The sequence below is a fragment of the Laedolimicola ammoniilytica genome, from assembly GCF_025567165.1.
GTDB lineage: Bacteria > Bacillota > Clostridia > Lachnospirales > Lachnospiraceae > Laedolimicola > Laedolimicola ammoniilytica.
Genome location: NZ_JAOQKC010000011.1, coordinates 87,704 through 104,636, shown reverse-complemented (window position 1 = coordinate 104,636; position 16,933 = coordinate 87,704). Strand labels below are relative to the sequence as shown.

Sequence of the window (16,933 nt, the reverse complement as noted above, 5' to 3'; positions counted from 1 at the left end):
ATACAAATGAGATTTGTAATTGTAACAGGAATGTCAGGCGCGGGCCGAAGCACGGCTCTGCGGGTACTGGAGGACGCAGGCTACTTCTGCGTGGATAACCTGCCCATTTCCCTGATTGAGAAATTTTCCGAGCTCATATACCCGGGAAATACAGAGGTCACCAAGGTGGCGCTGGGCATCGATATCCGGAGTGGCAAGGCCTTCGACGAGCTGGCGGCCGTGCTGGAGGAGCTGACCGTGGCTGGCGTAAACTACGAGATTTTGTTCCTGGACGCTTCCGATGAAGTGCTTGTGAAGCGCTATAAGGAGACCCGCCGCACGCATCCGCTGGCTCAGGACGGCCGGGTGGCCGACGGCATCCGGGAAGAGCGTCGGAGACTGGAATTTCTGAAGAAGCAGGCGGATTATATCATTGACACCAGCAGCCTGCTGACCAGAGAGCTGAAGCAGGAGCTGGATAAAATCTTTGTGCAGAATAAGAATTTTAAAAACCTGGTCATTTCGGTGCTTTCCTTTGGCTTTAAATACGGAATCCCCACCGACTCCGATCTGGTATTTGACGTGCGTTTTCTTCCCAATCCTTATTATTATGAAGATTTGCGGAAATTGAGCGGCAATGACAGGCCGGTACAGGATTTCGTCATGGGCTTTGAGGTGTCCCACCGGTTTCTGGACAAGCTCATAGATATGATACAGTTCCTGATTCCCAATTATGTGCTGGAGGGCAAGAACCAGCTGGTGATCTCCATCGGCTGCACCGGGGGCAAGCATCGCTCGGTGACCCTGGCCAATAAGCTCTATGAGCGGCTGCGGGAAAATACGGACTACGCGGTGCGGATCGAGCACCGGGATATTGAGAAAGACGCTATTGTCAAGGCGCATTAAGATCATATTTGAAGAGGTGCCCCATGTCTTTTTCCAGTGAGATTAAGCAGGAGCTCTCCTGTCAGGTACCGCCGGCCAGACACTGCAGACTGGCGGAAATGGCTGCGATTTTAAGCTATTGCAGCCATGTGGAGAGCGCGGACGGCGATTCCCCCTGTGTGAAGATGCATACGGAGAATCTGGCTGTTGCAAGAAAGTACTTTACATTATTGAGAAAAACATTTAATATAGAAATGAACGTGTCGGTGCGGCAGGGCAGAAATCCCCGGGGAAGCAGAAGTTATGAGGTGACTTCCTTTGACGGACTGGAGCCTGTGAAGCACATGCTGGTGCAGAACCAGTGCTGTAAGCGGGCCTACATCAGAGGAGCCTTTCTGGCGTCCGGTTCCATGAGCGATCCGGAGAAGGGCTATCATTTTGAGATTGTGTGCAGCACGGAAGAGAAGGCGGAGAAGCTTCAGGAGATGCTGACCGGCTTCGGGATAGACGCGCGGATCACATTGCGGAAGCGAAGCTTTGTACTTTACGTAAAAGAAGGTTCCCAGATCGTGGATCTTCTGAATGTGATGGAAGCCCATGTGGCCCTGATGAAATTCGAGAACGTCCGGATTCTGAAGGAAATGCGCAATTCCGTGAACCGACAGGTGAACTGTGAGACTGCCAATTTGAATAAGACCGTTTCTGCAGCGGTAAAGCAGATTGAAGACATACAATTTATTCAGAGAACCATCGGCTTTGACGAGCTTCCGGAGAACCTGGCGGAGATCGCAGTACTTCGTCTGGAGCAGCCGGAGACCACCCTGAAGGAGCTGGGGCAGATGCTGACACCTCCCGTAGGGAAGTCCGGTGTCAATCACCGGCTCAGAAAGCTGAGTATGATAGCAGAAGAGCTAAGGGATCACAAGGAGGAGAATTATTATGATGAAACAGGAAATCACGATTCAGATTCCGGAAGGGCTGGAAGCCAGACCGGTCGCACTGCTGGTACAGGTGGCGAGCCAGTACGGCAGCGAGATCTATGTGGAGAGTGATAACAAAAAGGTAAATGCCAAGAGTATTATGGGTATGATGACCCTTGGTCTCTTCGCAGGCGAGACTGTCACCGTCACTGCAGACGGCGAGGACGAAGAAGAGGCGATGGCCAACATCGAGAAGTTCTTAAGCAGCAAATAAGCGAGCGAACAGTTATTGTGAACAGTAACAGCGAATACAAGGGGACTGCCGTGATTTTCCGGCAGTCCTTGTTTTTTGCCTGAAAATTTGTTATGATGAAACGGATCATACAGTCTGGAAAGAACGGACGGGTGAAGGAGTTTACAGATGGACGCGTATACAGGCTTTGCGGAGGTCTACGATCTCTTTATGGATCAGGTCCCCTATGAAAAATGGAGCGGGCGGATCATACAGATATTAAGCGCATATGGAATCCGGGACGGCCTGGTGCTGGATTTGGGCTGCGGAACCGGCAGCATGACCGAGCTTCTGGCGGGCGCGGGCTACGACATGATCGGTGTGGACGCTTCCGAGGAAATGCTGGAGCTGGCCTATGAGAAACGGGCGGAATCCGGCCACGATATCCTGTATCTTTTGCAGGATATGCGGGAGTTCGAGCTCTACGGCACGGTGCGGGCCATCGTCAGCGTCTGCGATTCCCTGAATTATATTACGGAAGAGGAAGAGCTGCTGCATGTGTTCCGTCTGGTGCGGAACTATCTCGATCCGGACGGGGTGTTCTTTTTCGACATGAACACCATTTACAAGTACAGCGAGATGCTGGGCGAGACCACTATCGCGGAGAACCGGGAGGAGGGAAGCTTTATCTGGGAAAATTATTACGACCCGGAGGAGCAGCTGAATCAGTACGACCTGACCCTCTATATCCGGGATGAGGACGACCGGTATACCCGTTTTGAAGAGACACATATCCAGAAGGCTTACGCGCTGGAGCGGGTGCTGGAACTGTTGCAGCAGGCGGGAATGAAGGCGGAGCAGATCTTTGATTCAGACACTGGAAAAGAGGTTACGGATACGACGGGAAAGTTCTGTATCACAGCGCGGAAAGCGTGAGATACGGGAAGTTCAGATAAAGCGCAGAAAAGTACAGGCGCAGAAAAATGACATAATAAGAGGAGTAAAATTATGGGAGATTATATCGTAAGGGCGACGGCCGCGGATCACCAGATTCGTGCCTTTGCCATCACATCCAGAGAAATGGTGGAGCAGGCCCGTTCCATCCACAATACCAGCCCGGTAGCCACCGCGGCCCTGGGCCGTCTTCTGACAGCCGGAGCCATGATGGGCTCCATGATGAAGGGCGACGCGGATCTGCTGACCCTGCAGATTAAGGGAGCCGGAGCCATCGGCGGCATTACCGTCACAGCAGATTCCAGGGCCCGGGTCAAGGGCTATGTGGACGAACCTATGGTACTGCTTCCGCCAAACGCGAAAGGAAAGCTGGACGTATCCGGCGCCATCGGACCCGGCACCTTACGTGTCATCAAGGATCTGGGACTGAAGGAGCCCTATGTGGGAACCGTAGAGCTCCAGACCGGAGAAATCGCGGAGGATCTGACCTATTACTTTGCCACCTCCGAGCAGGTGCCCTCCTCCGTAGGACTGGGCGTTCTGTTAAATAAGGACAATACCATCCGGCAGGCAGGCGGCTTCATCCTTCAGCTGATGCCCTTTACGGACGATAAGGTGATTGACGCCCTGGAGGAAAAGCTTTCGAAGATGGATTCTGTGACGAAACTGCTCGACCAGGGCATGAGCCCGGAGCAGCTTCTGGAATATCTGCTGGGCGATTTTGGTCTGGAGATTAACGATACCATTCCGACGTCCTGGTACTGTAACTGCAGCCGGGAGCGGGTAGCTAAGGCTATCGTCAGCATCGGAAGCAAGGACATCCGGGAGATGATTCAGGACAATAAGCCCATCGAGGTGAAATGCCATTTCTGCAATCATGCCTATCATTTTGATATCGAGGATCTGAAAGAGATCCTGAAAGTAGCGAAAAGGTGAATAAAGAGGTAACGATATGAGACACGGGTTTATCAGAACGGCGGCGGTGACGCCGAAGATTCAGGTGGCGAACACGAAGGGAAACGGCGCGGAGACCATAAGACTTGCCAGAGAGGCGGCGGAAAATGGCGCGAAGATCATCGTATTTCCGGAGCTTGGCATTACCGGTTATACCTGTTCGGATTTATTTTTGCAGGAGCTTCTGCTGAAAAGCGCCAGAGAGGAGCTGTTTCATATCGCCCGGGAGACGGCGGATCTGGACGCGCTGATTTTCGTGGGTCTGCCCTGGGAGAAGGACGGCAAGCTCTACAATGTGGCGGCGGCCCTTTGCGGCGGCCATTTGCTGGGACTGGTGCCGAAGGTACATATTCCCAACTACGGAGAATTCTACGAGCTTCGTCATTTCACACCGGGAAATGCGGAAGTGGAGGACGTGTGGGTGCCCGAGGAGGGTGAGGACGGAGATTATATCCATTTCGGTACAAATCTGCTGTTCACCTGTGAAGAGCTGACCGGTCTGGCCGTAGCAGCCGAGATCTGCGAGGACGTATGGGTGCCAAATCCCCCCAGTATCCGCCATGCGCTGGCGGGCGCGACAGTCATCGTGAACTGCTCGGCCAGCGACGAGACCACGGGCAAGAACCGGTACCGGGAGTCTCTCATAGGCGGACAGTCGGCGAGACTTGTATGCGGCTATATCTACGCCAACGCCGGGGAGGGCGAATCCAGCCAGGACCTGGTATTCGGCGGTCACAATATCATCGCAGAGAACGGCACGATTCTGGCGGAGTCGGCCCGTTTTACCAGCGAGACCATTTACGCGGAGCTGGATATCGCGCGGCTGGTGGGAGAGCGCAGACGTATGACGACTTTCCAGACAGATGTGTCTAAGCCTTATATGGAAGTTGGATTCCATCTGAAAAAAGAGGATACAGAGCTGTCCCGCTACGTAGATCCAGCGCCCTTTGTACCGAGCAGCGACAGCGACAGACAGCGGCGCTGTGAGGAGATTTTTGCCATTCAGTATATGGGCCTGAAGAAGCGGCTGGAGCATACCCACTGTAAGACAGCGGTGGTCGGCATCTCCGGCGGACTGGATTCTACCCTGGCGCTTCTGGTTACGGTAAAGGCCTTTGACAGCCTGGGACTTTCCCGTTCCGGTATCCTGGGTGTGACCATGCCCTGCTTCGGAACCACAGACCGGACCTATCGCAATGCCTGCGATATGGTCGAGAAGCTGGGAGCCACGCTGAAGGAAGTAGATATCCGGGAGGCAGTGACCCTTCATTTCCGGGATATCGGACACGATCCGGCAGTTCATGATGTGACCTACGAGAATTCCCAGGCAAGAGAACGAACCCAGGTGCTGATGAATCTGGCAAATCAGGCGGGAGGCATGGTGATCGGTACCGGCGATATGTCGGAGCTGGCCCTGGGCTGGGCTACCTACAACGGAGACCATATGTCCATGTACGGCGTCAACGCGGGAGTGCCGAAGACGCTGGTGCGCCATCTGGTGCGGTACTACGCGGATACCTGCGGAGACCGGAAGCTTTCCGGGGTGCTGCTGGATGTGCTGGATACGCCGGTGAGTCCGGAGCTTCTGCCGCCCAAGGACGGAGAAATTGCCCAGAAGACAGAGGATCTGGTTGGACCTTATGAGCTTCATGATTTTTATCTGTATTACATTTTACGTTTCGGCTTTGAGCCGGAGAAGATTTACCGGCTGGCCCGGAAAGCCTTTGCGGGCGTGTATGAGAAGGAAACCATACTGAAATGGCTGAAGGTATTCTATCGCAGGTATTTTGCCCAGCAGTTCAAGCGTTCCTGTCTGCCGGACGGCCCGAAGGTAGGTTCCGTGGCAGTGTCGCCCCGGGGAGACCTGCGGATGCCGAGTGACGCCTGCGCTGCGCTTTGGCTGGCGCAGCTTGAGGCGCTGGAGTAGAAACCAGACTGTATATTATGTAAATCAATAAGCGGCAGGGTATCAGGGGCTGCCAATTAAATTCAGGGGAGAAGAACATGGCATTTAAGATTATCACAGATTCCGCGACGGATCTGCCAAAGGAAATTATCGACAAATATCAGCTTCATGTGATTCCGACGCCGGTGACCATTGACGGAACCGACTATTTTGACGGCAAGACCATTTTCCCGGAGGAATTCTACCGGATTCAGGCTGACGGTGCCGATATCAAAACCTATCATATCAACCAGTATATGTTCCGGGAGAATTTCGAGCCCTACGCGAAGGCCGGGGACGAGGTGCTGTATCTGTGCTTCTCCACAGGAATCGCAGGCACCTTCAATGCGGCGAACCTGGCAAAAGAGGAGCTTCTGGAGGAATATCCGGACTTTAAGCTCACGATCCTGGATACAAAATGCGCGTCTCTGGGCTTTGGCCTGGTCGTGGAGAAGGCCTTGCGGATGCAGGCAAATGGCGCGCCGAAGGAGCTGATCATCGAGGCGGCGCAGTACTTCTGCGATCACATGGAGCATATCGTAACCGTAGAGACGCTGGAATATCTGTACAAGGGCGGACGCTTAAGCCGTACCTCCGCAGTGCTGGGCGGCGTCCTGGATGTAAAGCCGATCATTGAGGTCAATGACGAGGGCGCGCTGGTAGCCTTCGAGAAGGTGCGGGGACGGCATAAATCCCTGAAGCGCTGCGTAGAGCTGGTGGGCGAACGGGGCGTGGAGCTGGATAAGCAGATCATCGGCGTGGTACATGGAAATGATCCCAAGACCTGCGAGCAGGTCTGTGAGGTCCTGATGGAGAAATATCATTGCCGCGGAATCATCAAATCCTGGGTTGGCTGCGCCATCGGAGCCCATACAGGCCCGGGAATCATCGGTATTGTGTTCTTAAGCGCCAGCGAAGAGAAGTATGCAGATTATCTCAAATAAACGGACGAAAAGAGAAAATATCCGGGGATATTTTCTCTTTTCTGTTGGCTGGAGACTCCCAAGAAAATCTTAAGAATTATCAAATGGAGAACTTAAAAAAGCCTTGTTATAACTATGGATAGACAGTAGAATGTAAGAGTACTATTTTACTGTCTATCTATGTTTTGAGAATACTATGAGGGTGAAAAAATGACAAAGAAAAAGAATACAATCCTGGTCTGCGATGATGATAAAGAAATTGTAGACGCCATAGAGATTTATCTGTCCCAGGAGGGCTACCGGATCCTGAAGGCCTACGACGGGCTGCAGGCAGTGGAGATGCTGGAACGGGAGGACGTGCAGCTTTTACTTATCGATATTATGATGCCGAAGCTGGACGGCCTCAGGGCTACCCTGAAGATCCGGGAAAAGAGCAGCATTCCCATTATCATTCTGTCGGCCAAATCCGAGGACGCGGACAAGATTCTGGGTCTGAATATCGGCGCGGACGATTATGTAACCAAGCCCTTCAATCCGCTGGAGCTGGTGGCGAGGGTGAAGTCCCAGCTGCGCCGTTACACCAAGCTGGGCAATGCCGCAGGAGAAAACCAAAAGATCTATCAGACCGGCGGCCTGATTATGAACGACGATCTGAAAGAGGTGACCGTGGACGGCGAGCCGGTGAAGCTGACGCCCATCGAGTATAATATTCTGCTGCTTCTGGTGAAAAACCAGGGTAAAGTTTTCTCTATTAGTCAGATTTACGAAAGTATCTGGAATGAAGACGCAATTGGTGCAGATAATACGGTGGCGGTGCATATCCGCCATATCCGGGAGAAAATCGAGATCAATGCCAAGGAACCCCGCTATCTGAAGGTGGTCTGGGGAATCGGTTATAAGGTGGAGAAGCTGTAAATGAAGCGATGGGAATATGCAAGGCCGTGGAAGCTGGCGGCTCTTTTAGTCAATCAGATATGCGCTGTGGTGCTGGTGCTGTCCGTGGTCGTATGTACGGTCTATGTGAGCGGCAGTGGCTTTGGCTTCGTGGGAAAGGAGCAGAGCTTTGAGAGCACCGGATACTATCAGAACGAGGTATTAGAGCAGATTTACCGCTGTGTCCGGGCGGCCAGCCGGGAGAGTAAGTTTGAAAAAAATGGCGTTTATGACGGAAAGCTGCTGGTAAATATTCAGCAGTACGCGGATAACAGTACCATCGGGAACGGGGATCCGAAGGACGGCGGTCTCTATTACGCACTGGCGGATCTGCTGAACTGGTCCCTGGAGGGAATGGAAACCGGAACCCTGATGAAGATTACCTACGACGACGGTACGGTAGGCTATCTGTCCAAGAGCTTTACTAATTATACGGAGCAGTCCCTGTACAGCGAGGATGGAACCGAGGTGGGGTCCATTTCCAGCATGAACGGAGGCAGCAGTATCACAAGCTCAACCACGGCCGCGCCGGAGAGAGAAAAAGCGGCGGAAGGGGCTGCTGCAGAAGAAGCAGCTGTGGAGGAGTACGCGGCGGAAGAATACAGTACGGAAGAAGGCTATATAGAGGAATTCATCACCGACGGTGAGGAGCTCCCCTTTGGAATGATGCAGGGAACGGTCCGCGATGTGGAGCAGCTGGAAGCTGTAGAGGAGCGTTACGCCCCGGTGGGCTATGACAGCATTACAGCCTATGCGGAGGAGCAGAAGCTGACGACGGCCCAGCTGCAGGAGATCTATCAGGATCTGGAGAGCACGCTTCCGGTTATCTACAATGACTATTTTGCCTATACGGAGAACCTGGAGCTGTTCAGCCCAAGTATGACCAATATGCGTTACTTTGTGATTCCAAAGTCTGTGGAACAGGTTTCTTCGGATGATTTCACCAAGAAGATTTATACCAATATGAAAAGCTTTGGAAAGACAAAATTTTCCAGCACCGAAGGGCTGCTGGATTATATCCGAAGCTATCAGGATTACCTGATCTATGACAGCGAGGATATGAGCTACGATTCCAGCGGTATGCCCATTTCCTTAAGTGAGCTGAGCAGCTATGTGAAGAGCTATCCGCCCTCGGTGGACGGCGACTATATTCTGGCTGTGGCGGTGGATACGGACTATAAGGCCAGTGATAAGCTGGCTCAGTATAAAAAGCAGTACGAGGAAATCGCGCCTGTGAGCCGGATGGCGGCGTACGGCGTGAGCCCGGGTGCAGTGCTTTATCTGCTGACGATGGTATACCTGACGCTGGCAGCAGGACGGAGCACCGAGGAGGACGGGCAGATTGTGCTGAACCGCTTTGACCGGATGCATACAGAGCCGGCGGCCCTGAGTCTTATGATCCCGGCCTGGCTGATTCTGGTGCTGGTTTCCAACAGCGTGTCTGTGCGGAACCTGGAGATGAGAGAATTCGTGCTGGCCGGCGGCGTAACCACCTTCGCACTGAACCTGCTGTTCCTGATTGGCTATATCAGCCTGGTGCGGAGAATCAAGGCGCATACCTTGTGGAAGAACAGTGTGTTCTGTCTGGTTTGCAATCTCTTTGGGAAAATCATGAGAAACCGGAAGACCACCACGAAGACCATGCTTTCCTACGCAGGCTTTCTGCTGGGAAACGTAGTGTTCCTGATAATGGGGGAATTTGGAATCGTTCTGCTGGCATTCTTTGATCTGGGAGTGGGCGTCTTTCTGCTCCGACAGGCAGTCCAGCGGCAGAAAATTCTGGACGGGATCAAGAAAATTTCCGCAGGGGAGCTGACAGCGCAGATCCCCATGGAGCAGATCAGTGGAGATAACCGGGTCTTTGCGGAGGCGGTCAATCAGATGGGCATCGGCCTGTCTTCGGCGGTGGAGAAGAGCGTCAGGGACGAGCGCCTGAAGTCTGATTTGATTACCAATGTATCCCATGACATCAAGACGCCGCTGACGTCGATTATCAATTATGTGGATCTCTTAAAGCGGGAGGATATCCAGAATGAGCGGGCAAAGAATTACATCGCGATTCTGGAGGATAAGGCGCTGAGACTGAAGCACCTGACCGACGATCTGGTGGAGGCCTCCAAAATCAGCTCCGGCAATATAAAACTGGAGCTGAACCGCCTTAATTTCCAGGAGCTGATTCAGCAGACCAACGGCGAATTCAGTGAAAAATTTGAGAATAAAGGTCTGAATCTGGTGGTGAATATGCCCGAGGAGCCGGTGGTCATCGTGGCGGACGGCCGGAGGCTCTGGCGCGTCATTGAGAACCTGTATAATAACACGGTCAAGTACGCCATGCCGAATACCCGGGTCTACGTGGAACTGACCACGGTGGGGCATATGGTGCGCTTCAGTATTAAAAATATCTCCGAGCAGCCTCTGAATATCAACGCGGACGAGCTGACGGAGCGTTTTATCCGGGGAGATGTGGCCCGCAGCACCGAAGGCAGCGGCCTGGGACTTTCCATCGCCCGGAACTTGACGGAGCTTCAAAAGGGAAGCTTCAATATCTATCTGGACGGCGATTTGTTTAAGGTGACAATTATCTTCCCGGAGGCGGATAACACATCCGTAAATGAAACGGAGTCTCAAGAATAATGAGAAAGAGAGCTTGCAATTTCTGCAGGCTCTTTTTATAATGGAACGTAACAGGCCATAGGGCGGCTGGATTGGGGAAACCATAGGCGTCAAGCTTGCTTGTAAGACTATGGTTTTACAAAGACAGACATCGGAGGGCCCTCCGATGCTTCTGGAAACTGCGACAGCAGTTTCCAGAAGACCCGCCCGTCCGAGGTCACAACATTCACAACAGCAGGAGGAGAAACATGGTTCAATTACTGGAAGGCGGAGCATATCTGCTGAACGGAACAGAAATCATCCCGGATACCAAGGACGCGCCCAGCGTGCTGGAGAGCCAGCTCGGCAGCGTGCCCTCCAAGGAAGAGGCCAGAAAACAGACCATCGCCTATGGAATTCTGGAGTCGCACAATACATCTGGCAATATGGACAAGCTGGAGATCAAATTCGATAAGCTGACGTCCCACGATATTACATTTGTCGGAATCATTCAGACAGCCCGGGCTTCGGGACTGGAGAAATTCCCGATTCCCTATGTGCTGACCAACTGTCACAACAGCCTTTGCGCCGTAGGCGGAACCATCAACGAGGATGACCACATGTTTGGCCTGACCTGCGCGAAAAAGTACGGCGGCATCTATGTACCGCCCCATCAGGCAGTGATCCACCAGTTTGCCCGGGAAATGCTGGCAGAGGGCGGCAAGATGATTCTGGGATCGGACAGCCATACCCGCTACGGCGCCCTGGGAACCATGGCCATGGGCGAGGGCGGACCGGAGCTGGTAAAGCAGCTGCTGAATAAGACCTATGATATCAATATGCCCGGCGTGGTAGGTGTGTACCTGACCGGAGAGCCTCAGAAGGGCGTCGGTCCTCAGGATGTGGCGTTGGCCATCATCGGCGCAGTCTTTGAGAAGGGCTATGTAAATAACAAGGTCATGGAGTTTGTGGGAGACGGCGTGGAGAATCTGAGCGCGGACTTCCGTATCGGCATCGACGTCATGACCACAGAGACCACCTGCCTGTCCTCCATCTGGAAGACTGACGACACTATTAAAGAGTTTTATGAAATTCATGGCAGAGCCGGAGCTTATAAAGAGCTGAAGCCGGGCAAGGTGGCTTACTACGACGGCATGATTTATGTGGACTTAAGCGCTGTGAAGCCGATGATTGCCATGCCCTTCCATCCCAGCAACGTCTACACCATTGAGGACGTGAAGGCGAACCTGGGCGATATCCTGCGGGATGTGGAAAAGAAGGCTCTGGTATCCCTGGGCGGCGCGGTAGATTATCATCTGACTGATAAGATCCGCGACGGCAAGCTCTACGTGGATCAGGGCATCATCGCAGGCTGTGCAGGCGGCGGCTTTGAAAATATCTGCGCGGCAGCGGATATCTTAAAGGGCGCAAGCATCGGCCCGGATGAATTTACCTTAAGCGTATACCCGGCAAGTATGCCGATTTACATGGAACTGGTAAAAAATGGAGCGGCGGCAACTCTGATGGAGACCGGAGCAGTGCTGAAGACAGCCTTCTGCGGCCCCTGCTTCGGCGCAGGCGATACCCCGTCCAACAACGGCTTCAGTATCCGTCACTCCACCCGTAACTTCCCGAACCGGGAGGGCTCCAAGCTCCAGAGCGGCCAGATTGCGTCTGTGGCGCTGATGGATGCCCGTTCCATCGCTGCTACCGCAGCCAACAAGGGTTATCTGACCGCGGCCACCGAGATGGACGTGGACTTCAGCAATCCGCGTTACTTCTTTGACAGCAAGATTTACGAGAACCGTGTCTTTGACAGCAAGGGCGTGGCAGATCCGAGCGTAGAGATCAAGTTTGGCCCGAATATCAAGGATTGGCCCGCTATGCCGGCCCTGGCGGAGCATCTGATTCTGAAGGTGGTATCGGAGATTCACGATCCGGTCACCACTACGGACGAGCTGATTCCCTCCGGCGAGACATCCTCTTACCGCTCCAACCCGCTGGGTCTGGCAGAGTTCACCCTGTCCCGGAAGGCTCCGGCTTATGTAGGTCTGGCCAAGGAGATTCAGAAAGCCGAGAAGGCCATCGAGGCAGGAGATTGTCCTGCAGAGGCAGTGCCGGAGCTGAAACCGGTATTCCAGAATCTGAACGCATGGTATCCGGGCGTGGACAAGACCAACGTGGGCGTGGGCAGCACCATCTTTGCGGTGAAGCCGGGCGACGGCTCCGCCAGAGAGCAGGCGGCCTCCTGCCAGAAGGTACTGGGCGGCTGGGCCAATATCGCCAATTCCTACGCCACCAAGCGTTACCGCTCCAACCTGATCAACTGGGGTATGCTGCCCTTCCTGATTGACGAGGGAATCCTTCCCTTTGCCAAGGGCGATTTCCTGTTTGTTCCGGAGATCCGCAAGGCAGTGGAAGAGAAGAAAACCGAGATTCCCGTATACGTAAACGGTGAGAAAGATCGGGAAGTAACCCTGAAGCTGGGCGGACTGACCGATGATGAGCGGGAGATCATTCTGAAGGGCTGTCTGATCAACTATTATAGAGGATAAAAGAAGTAATTTTGAAGTGGAAATATGGAAAAGGAGTATGCTGCGAAGTAAATTCGAGCATGCTCCTTTTTCTATGTACCTATATCATGCTTGAAAAAACTGATAAAATATAATATAATTTTAAAATAGCAGACAATATCGACGGAAAAGTGAAAAAACAAGCTGTTTCTGCTTCGGAAATAAAAAGAAATGGAAACATGAAATGGAAATAAGTGGATTAAAAATGAAGTGAATATGCAAATAGACACTTCATTATGAAATGAAAAATGAAAAAAATTGTGAAAAATGCACAAAACACACAAAATACAAGACGAAAATAAGGGGGTGAGTGAAAGGCAAATGAAATAAAAAGTAGAAAAAACTATCCGATGTTTACTTCATTTGAAGTGCGAATTAAAATGAAATCAAGCAAAGGGAAAGAAAGCAGGGATGATGATGCATGAGATATTAGAGAAAATCGCAAGACTTATACCATCACTGCCGAGAGCGGAACGACGGATTGCAGAAGCCCTTGCGGAGAACCCGGAGGCAATTGAAAGAATGACACTTGCACAGATTTCAAAGGAATCTGGCACAAGTGAAGCTTCCATTGTAAGGTTCTGCAGACGGTTGGGATATGACGGATATACCACTTTGAAAGAAGCTTTTACCGTTGCGAATCATGAAGAGCCTGATACTGTCAATACAATAGGCGTACAGGATAACATGGCGGCAATTCTGAATAAATTATATAAGAATAATCTGGAAGTGCTCAGCGAGACGCTTGCCAATAAGGAAAACAAATATGAAGAAGCATTGATGGCGCTGCTGCAGGCTAATTCGATTCATTTTTTTGCAGCAGGAGACGCGTATGTTGCAGCAAAGCTGTCATATATAAAGTTTAAACGGATAGGAGTTGCCTGTTCGGCAGAGGAAGATATTATGCTTCAAATGATTGCCGCAAGCAATCTGACCAAAAATGATGTGGCGGTTGCCGTATCTTATGATGGCCGTTCCAGAAATGTGGTAGAAGCAATGAAGATTGCGAAGCAGAGAGGGGCAACGACCATCAGCATTACCAGACGGGATAATTCACCATTATTGGAGTATACGGACATTCGCCTTCTGGTTTCAGCCAACGACCTGACAGTGGGCCGTGACAAGGTAACAAGACGTATCTCAGATCAGTTCATTCTGGAAGCACTTTATCTGGGTTATGAATCAAGACTGGGACGCGGTTGTAAAGAACATATCAAAGCTACACAGCAGGCAATTGATTATAATAAAATTTAAGAGGAAAATGAAAATGTATAAGCTGGGTGTGTCTCTGCTTGAATTGGATTACAGATATCTTGACAGAGATTTGAAAGCGATAGATGCGGCTGGAGCAGATTATGTGCATATTGATGTGATGGATGGAAATTTTGTTCCGAATCTGGGACTGGGAATCAAATTGATTGAAGGAATCCGTCCAAGCACTAGGAGAATTTTCGACGTACATATGATGACCCTGCATCCTGAAAAATTTATCAGACGGATAGCAGAAGCAGGCGCGGATATAATCACGGTTCATTATGAAACCTGTGAAAATGTAAAGCAGGTAATGAGCGATATCAGGGCGCTTGGGCGAAAGGCGGGAGTAGTGCTGAAGCCGGGGACGCCGCTTACCGTATTGGATGAAGAAATCCTGCGTATGGCAGATGTAGTACAGCTGATGACTACAGAACCGGGAGTTGAGGGTCAGACCTTCATTCCGGAATCGCTGGAGAAAATCCGCAGACTTCGTGAGAAACTGAACCAGATGGGCTTGGATACAGATATCGAAGTGGATGGTAATATTACAAAAGAAAATATTGGAGCTGTTGCGGCAGCCGGAGCTACCATATTTGTATCAGGAAGAGCAATTGTAAAGGGAAATATGGAAGAAAATATCCGTTGGATGCAGCAGGAAATCCGCAAAGGGAAAGAAGGTAAGCAGACGTGAAGTATGTAATAGGCATTGATTTGGGCACAAGCGCAACAAAGACAATTCTTGTGAATGAACAGGGAGAAACCGTAGCTTCCGCAGAACATTCTTACCCCATGTATCAGCCGCATAACGGTTGGGCAGAACAGGATCCCCACGACTGGCGGAATGCAGTTCTGGACACGCTGAAAGCCGTGGTAGAAAAAACGGGGGTAAAGAGTGAGGATGTAAAGGGAATCGGACTTTCCGGACAGATGCATGGCTCGGTACTTCTGGATGAAAATGGAGAAACGATTGGAAATACCATTCTCTGGTGTGATCAGAGAAGTTCGGCGCAGGTAGACGAAATGTTGGAAGCCCTTCCGATGGAGAAATGGCTGGAGATTTCCGCAAATCCGCCTTTGGCGGCCTGGACAGCAGCCAAGATCCTCTGGATTCGGGAAAATGAGCCTGAAAAATTCAAGAAATGCAGACACATTCTTCTGCCGAAGGATTATATTCGCTATGTACTGACGGGAGTATTTGCAACGGACGTATCGGATGCAACAGGCATGCAGCTTTTAGATGTAAAAAACCGTTGCTGGTCTGAAGAAATCCTGGATGCGTTAAAGATTGATAAAAATCTTCTGGGTAAAGTATATGAAAGTCAGGAAGTGACAGGAACCCTTCTTCCGGAAATCGCAGAACAGTGTGGACTCTCCAAAGATACGGTAGTAGTAGCGGGTGGAAGTGACAATGCCTGCGCGGGAGTAGGAACCGGAGTGGTTCATGAAGGACAGGCCTTTGTTACCTTAGGAACCTCATCGGTTGTGTATTCACATTTTGATAAATATATCAGTATTCCTGAGGGCGGTCTCCATGTATGCTGCTGCGCGGTTCCGGGATGTTGGCATTCCATGGGTGGCCCCATGTCCGCAGGCTTGTCTGTGGAGTGGTTTAAGGATAAGTTCTGTCAGGATTTGATTGAAAGAGCAAAGAAAGAAGGAAAGTCTTTTTATAGCCTGCTGACAGAGCTGGTTGAGAAGATTCCGGTGGGAAGTGAAAAGCTGATTTACCTGCCGTTCCTGATGGGAGAGAGAACACCCCATATGGATCCGCTGTACAGAGGCGCATTTCTGGGACTGAATACGGTACATACCCAGGCGCACATGCTTCGCGCTATCATGGAAGGCGTGGTATTCTGCCTGGCAGACTGCAATGATCTATTAAAGGATCAGGGCATTGAGATTACCTCTCTTCGCGCCTGTGGTGGTGGAAGCACAAGTCCGGTATACAGAAAAATGCTGGCAGATCTGTTCCGCTGTGGTATCCATACACTGGCCAACAAGGAAGGAGGAGCCGCTTTCGGAGCTGCGATTCTGGCAGGCGTAGGCGCCGGAATTTATCCTTCTGTACGGGAAGCCTGTGATAAATTTATCCAGGAGCAGGATACCATGGACTTCGATCCGGCAGAAGCTGACCTGTACGAGAAATACCATGCAGTATATGATCAGATGTATGACGCATTGAAAAAGAGTTTTACAGATCTGGCACATATATAAAAAGGAAGGAAGAAAGATGTCCCTGATGTATACAGAAAGCATTTTAAAAGAACTAGGGCAGGCAGTGTCCGGAATCCGTGAAGAGGAGCTTCAGAAGGCGGCGGATCTGATTCTTGGAGCAGGACAGATATTCTGCGATGGGCTGGGAAGAAGCGGTTTAAGCTGTAAGGCTTTTGCCATGCGCCTGATGCATCTGGGATGTAGAAGTTATTTTGTAGGAGAAACAACGACAACTGCCATTCAGAAAGGTGATTTGCTTCTTTTATGCAGCGGTTCGGGAGAATCCAAAGCGCTGATCTCCCATGGGGAAAAAGCAAAGGAAAAAGGGGCAGCGCTCCTGCTGGTGACCGGCAATCCGGAATCTACACTGGGGAAAATGGCAGATGTAACACTGGTGGTTAAAGCGCCAAAGAAAGAGGACAGGGAAGCGGCATCGATTATGCCTATGGGAACATTGTTTGAAGGAGGTTCCTGTCTGGTTTTCGAAAATCTGGTTCTTGTGTTGATGAAAGCTAAGAATGAAACCAGTGAAAGTATGTTCAAACGGCATGCGAATCTGGAATAAAAGGGGGAAT

The 16,933-nt window shown here is 51.3% G+C and carries 14 protein-coding genes; all 14 read left to right on the top strand.

Translation table 11 applies throughout. The annotated features are described in order from the left end of the window. The first annotated feature begins 6 nt into the window (after positions 1–6). The 14 genes from rapZ (at position 7) to hxlB (ending at position 16,923) form a co-directional block, all read left to right on the top strand. The gene (gene rapZ / locus OCV63_RS09740) at positions 7–885 is read left to right on the top strand and encodes an RNase adapter RapZ (RefSeq protein WP_158363635.1); all 879 of its coding nucleotides are present in this window, start codon (positions 7–9) and stop codon (positions 883–885) included. Positions 886–908: 23 nt separating this feature from the next. Continuing rightward, positions 909–1,916, top strand: coding sequence for a DNA-binding protein WhiA (gene whiA, locus OCV63_RS09735; RefSeq protein WP_158363634.1), 1,008 nt, complete (start codon positions 909–911; stop codon positions 1,914–1,916). Next, positions 1,804–2,058, top strand: a complete 255-nt coding sequence (locus OCV63_RS09730; protein WP_158363633.1) for an HPr family phosphocarrier protein — start codon at positions 1,804–1,806, stop codon at positions 2,056–2,058. The genes whiA and OCV63_RS09730 overlap by 113 nt, the downstream gene beginning before the upstream one ends. A 147-nt stretch (positions 2,059–2,205) precedes the next feature. Then, positions 2,206–2,952: a class I SAM-dependent DNA methyltransferase gene (locus OCV63_RS09725; protein WP_158363632.1), complete on the top strand. Its 747-nt coding sequence runs from the start codon at positions 2,206–2,208 to the stop codon at positions 2,950–2,952. A 72-nt stretch (positions 2,953–3,024) separates the two neighbouring features. Continuing rightward, positions 3,025–3,906, top strand: a complete 882-nt coding sequence (hslO, locus tag OCV63_RS09720; RefSeq protein ID WP_158363631.1) for an Hsp33 family molecular chaperone HslO — start codon at positions 3,025–3,027, stop codon at positions 3,904–3,906. A 16-nt stretch (positions 3,907–3,922) separates the two neighbouring features. Further along, positions 3,923–5,851 (top strand): NAD(+) synthase, encoded by a 1,929-nt coding sequence (locus OCV63_RS09715; protein ID WP_158363630.1) that lies wholly within the window; start codon positions 3,923–3,925, stop codon positions 5,849–5,851. Between the two features lie 77 nt (positions 5,852–5,928). Continuing rightward, complete coding sequence (locus OCV63_RS09710) at positions 5,929–6,813, top strand: DegV family protein (RefSeq protein ID WP_158363629.1); 885 nt, start codon at positions 5,929–5,931, stop codon at positions 6,811–6,813. A gap of 189 nt (positions 6,814–7,002) precedes the next feature. After that, on the top strand, positions 7,003–7,707 hold the full coding sequence (locus OCV63_RS09705) for a response regulator transcription factor (protein WP_158363628.1): 705 nt from the start codon (positions 7,003–7,005) through the stop codon (positions 7,705–7,707). Beyond that, positions 7,708–10,359: a sensor histidine kinase gene (locus OCV63_RS09700; protein ID WP_158363627.1), complete on the top strand. Its 2,652-nt coding sequence runs from the start codon at positions 7,708–7,710 to the stop codon at positions 10,357–10,359. 227 nt (positions 10,360–10,586) lie between these two features. Then, positions 10,587–12,872, top strand: coding sequence for a hydratase (locus OCV63_RS09695; RefSeq protein ID WP_158363626.1), 2,286 nt, complete (start codon positions 10,587–10,589; stop codon positions 12,870–12,872). Positions 12,873–13,307: 435 nt separating this feature from the next. After that, positions 13,308–14,144 (top strand): MurR/RpiR family transcriptional regulator, encoded by an 837-nt coding sequence (locus OCV63_RS09690; protein WP_158363625.1) that lies wholly within the window; start codon positions 13,308–13,310, stop codon positions 14,142–14,144. A gap of 7 nt (positions 14,145–14,151) precedes the next feature. After that, positions 14,152–14,835, top strand: a complete 684-nt coding sequence (rpe, locus tag OCV63_RS09685) for a ribulose-phosphate 3-epimerase (RefSeq protein ID WP_262670773.1) — start codon at positions 14,152–14,154, stop codon at positions 14,833–14,835. Continuing rightward, entirely contained in the window at positions 14,832–16,358 is a 1,527-nt protein-coding gene (gene xylB, locus OCV63_RS09680; RefSeq protein WP_158363623.1) for a xylulokinase, read from the top strand. Before rpe ends, xylB begins: the two co-directional genes overlap by 4 nt. Before the next feature lie 16 nt (positions 16,359–16,374). Next, a complete protein-coding gene (hxlB, locus tag OCV63_RS09675; protein WP_158363622.1) occupies positions 16,375–16,923 on the top strand; it encodes a 6-phospho-3-hexuloisomerase in 549 nt (182 codons plus the stop codon). Positions 16,924–16,933 lie beyond the last annotated feature (10 nt).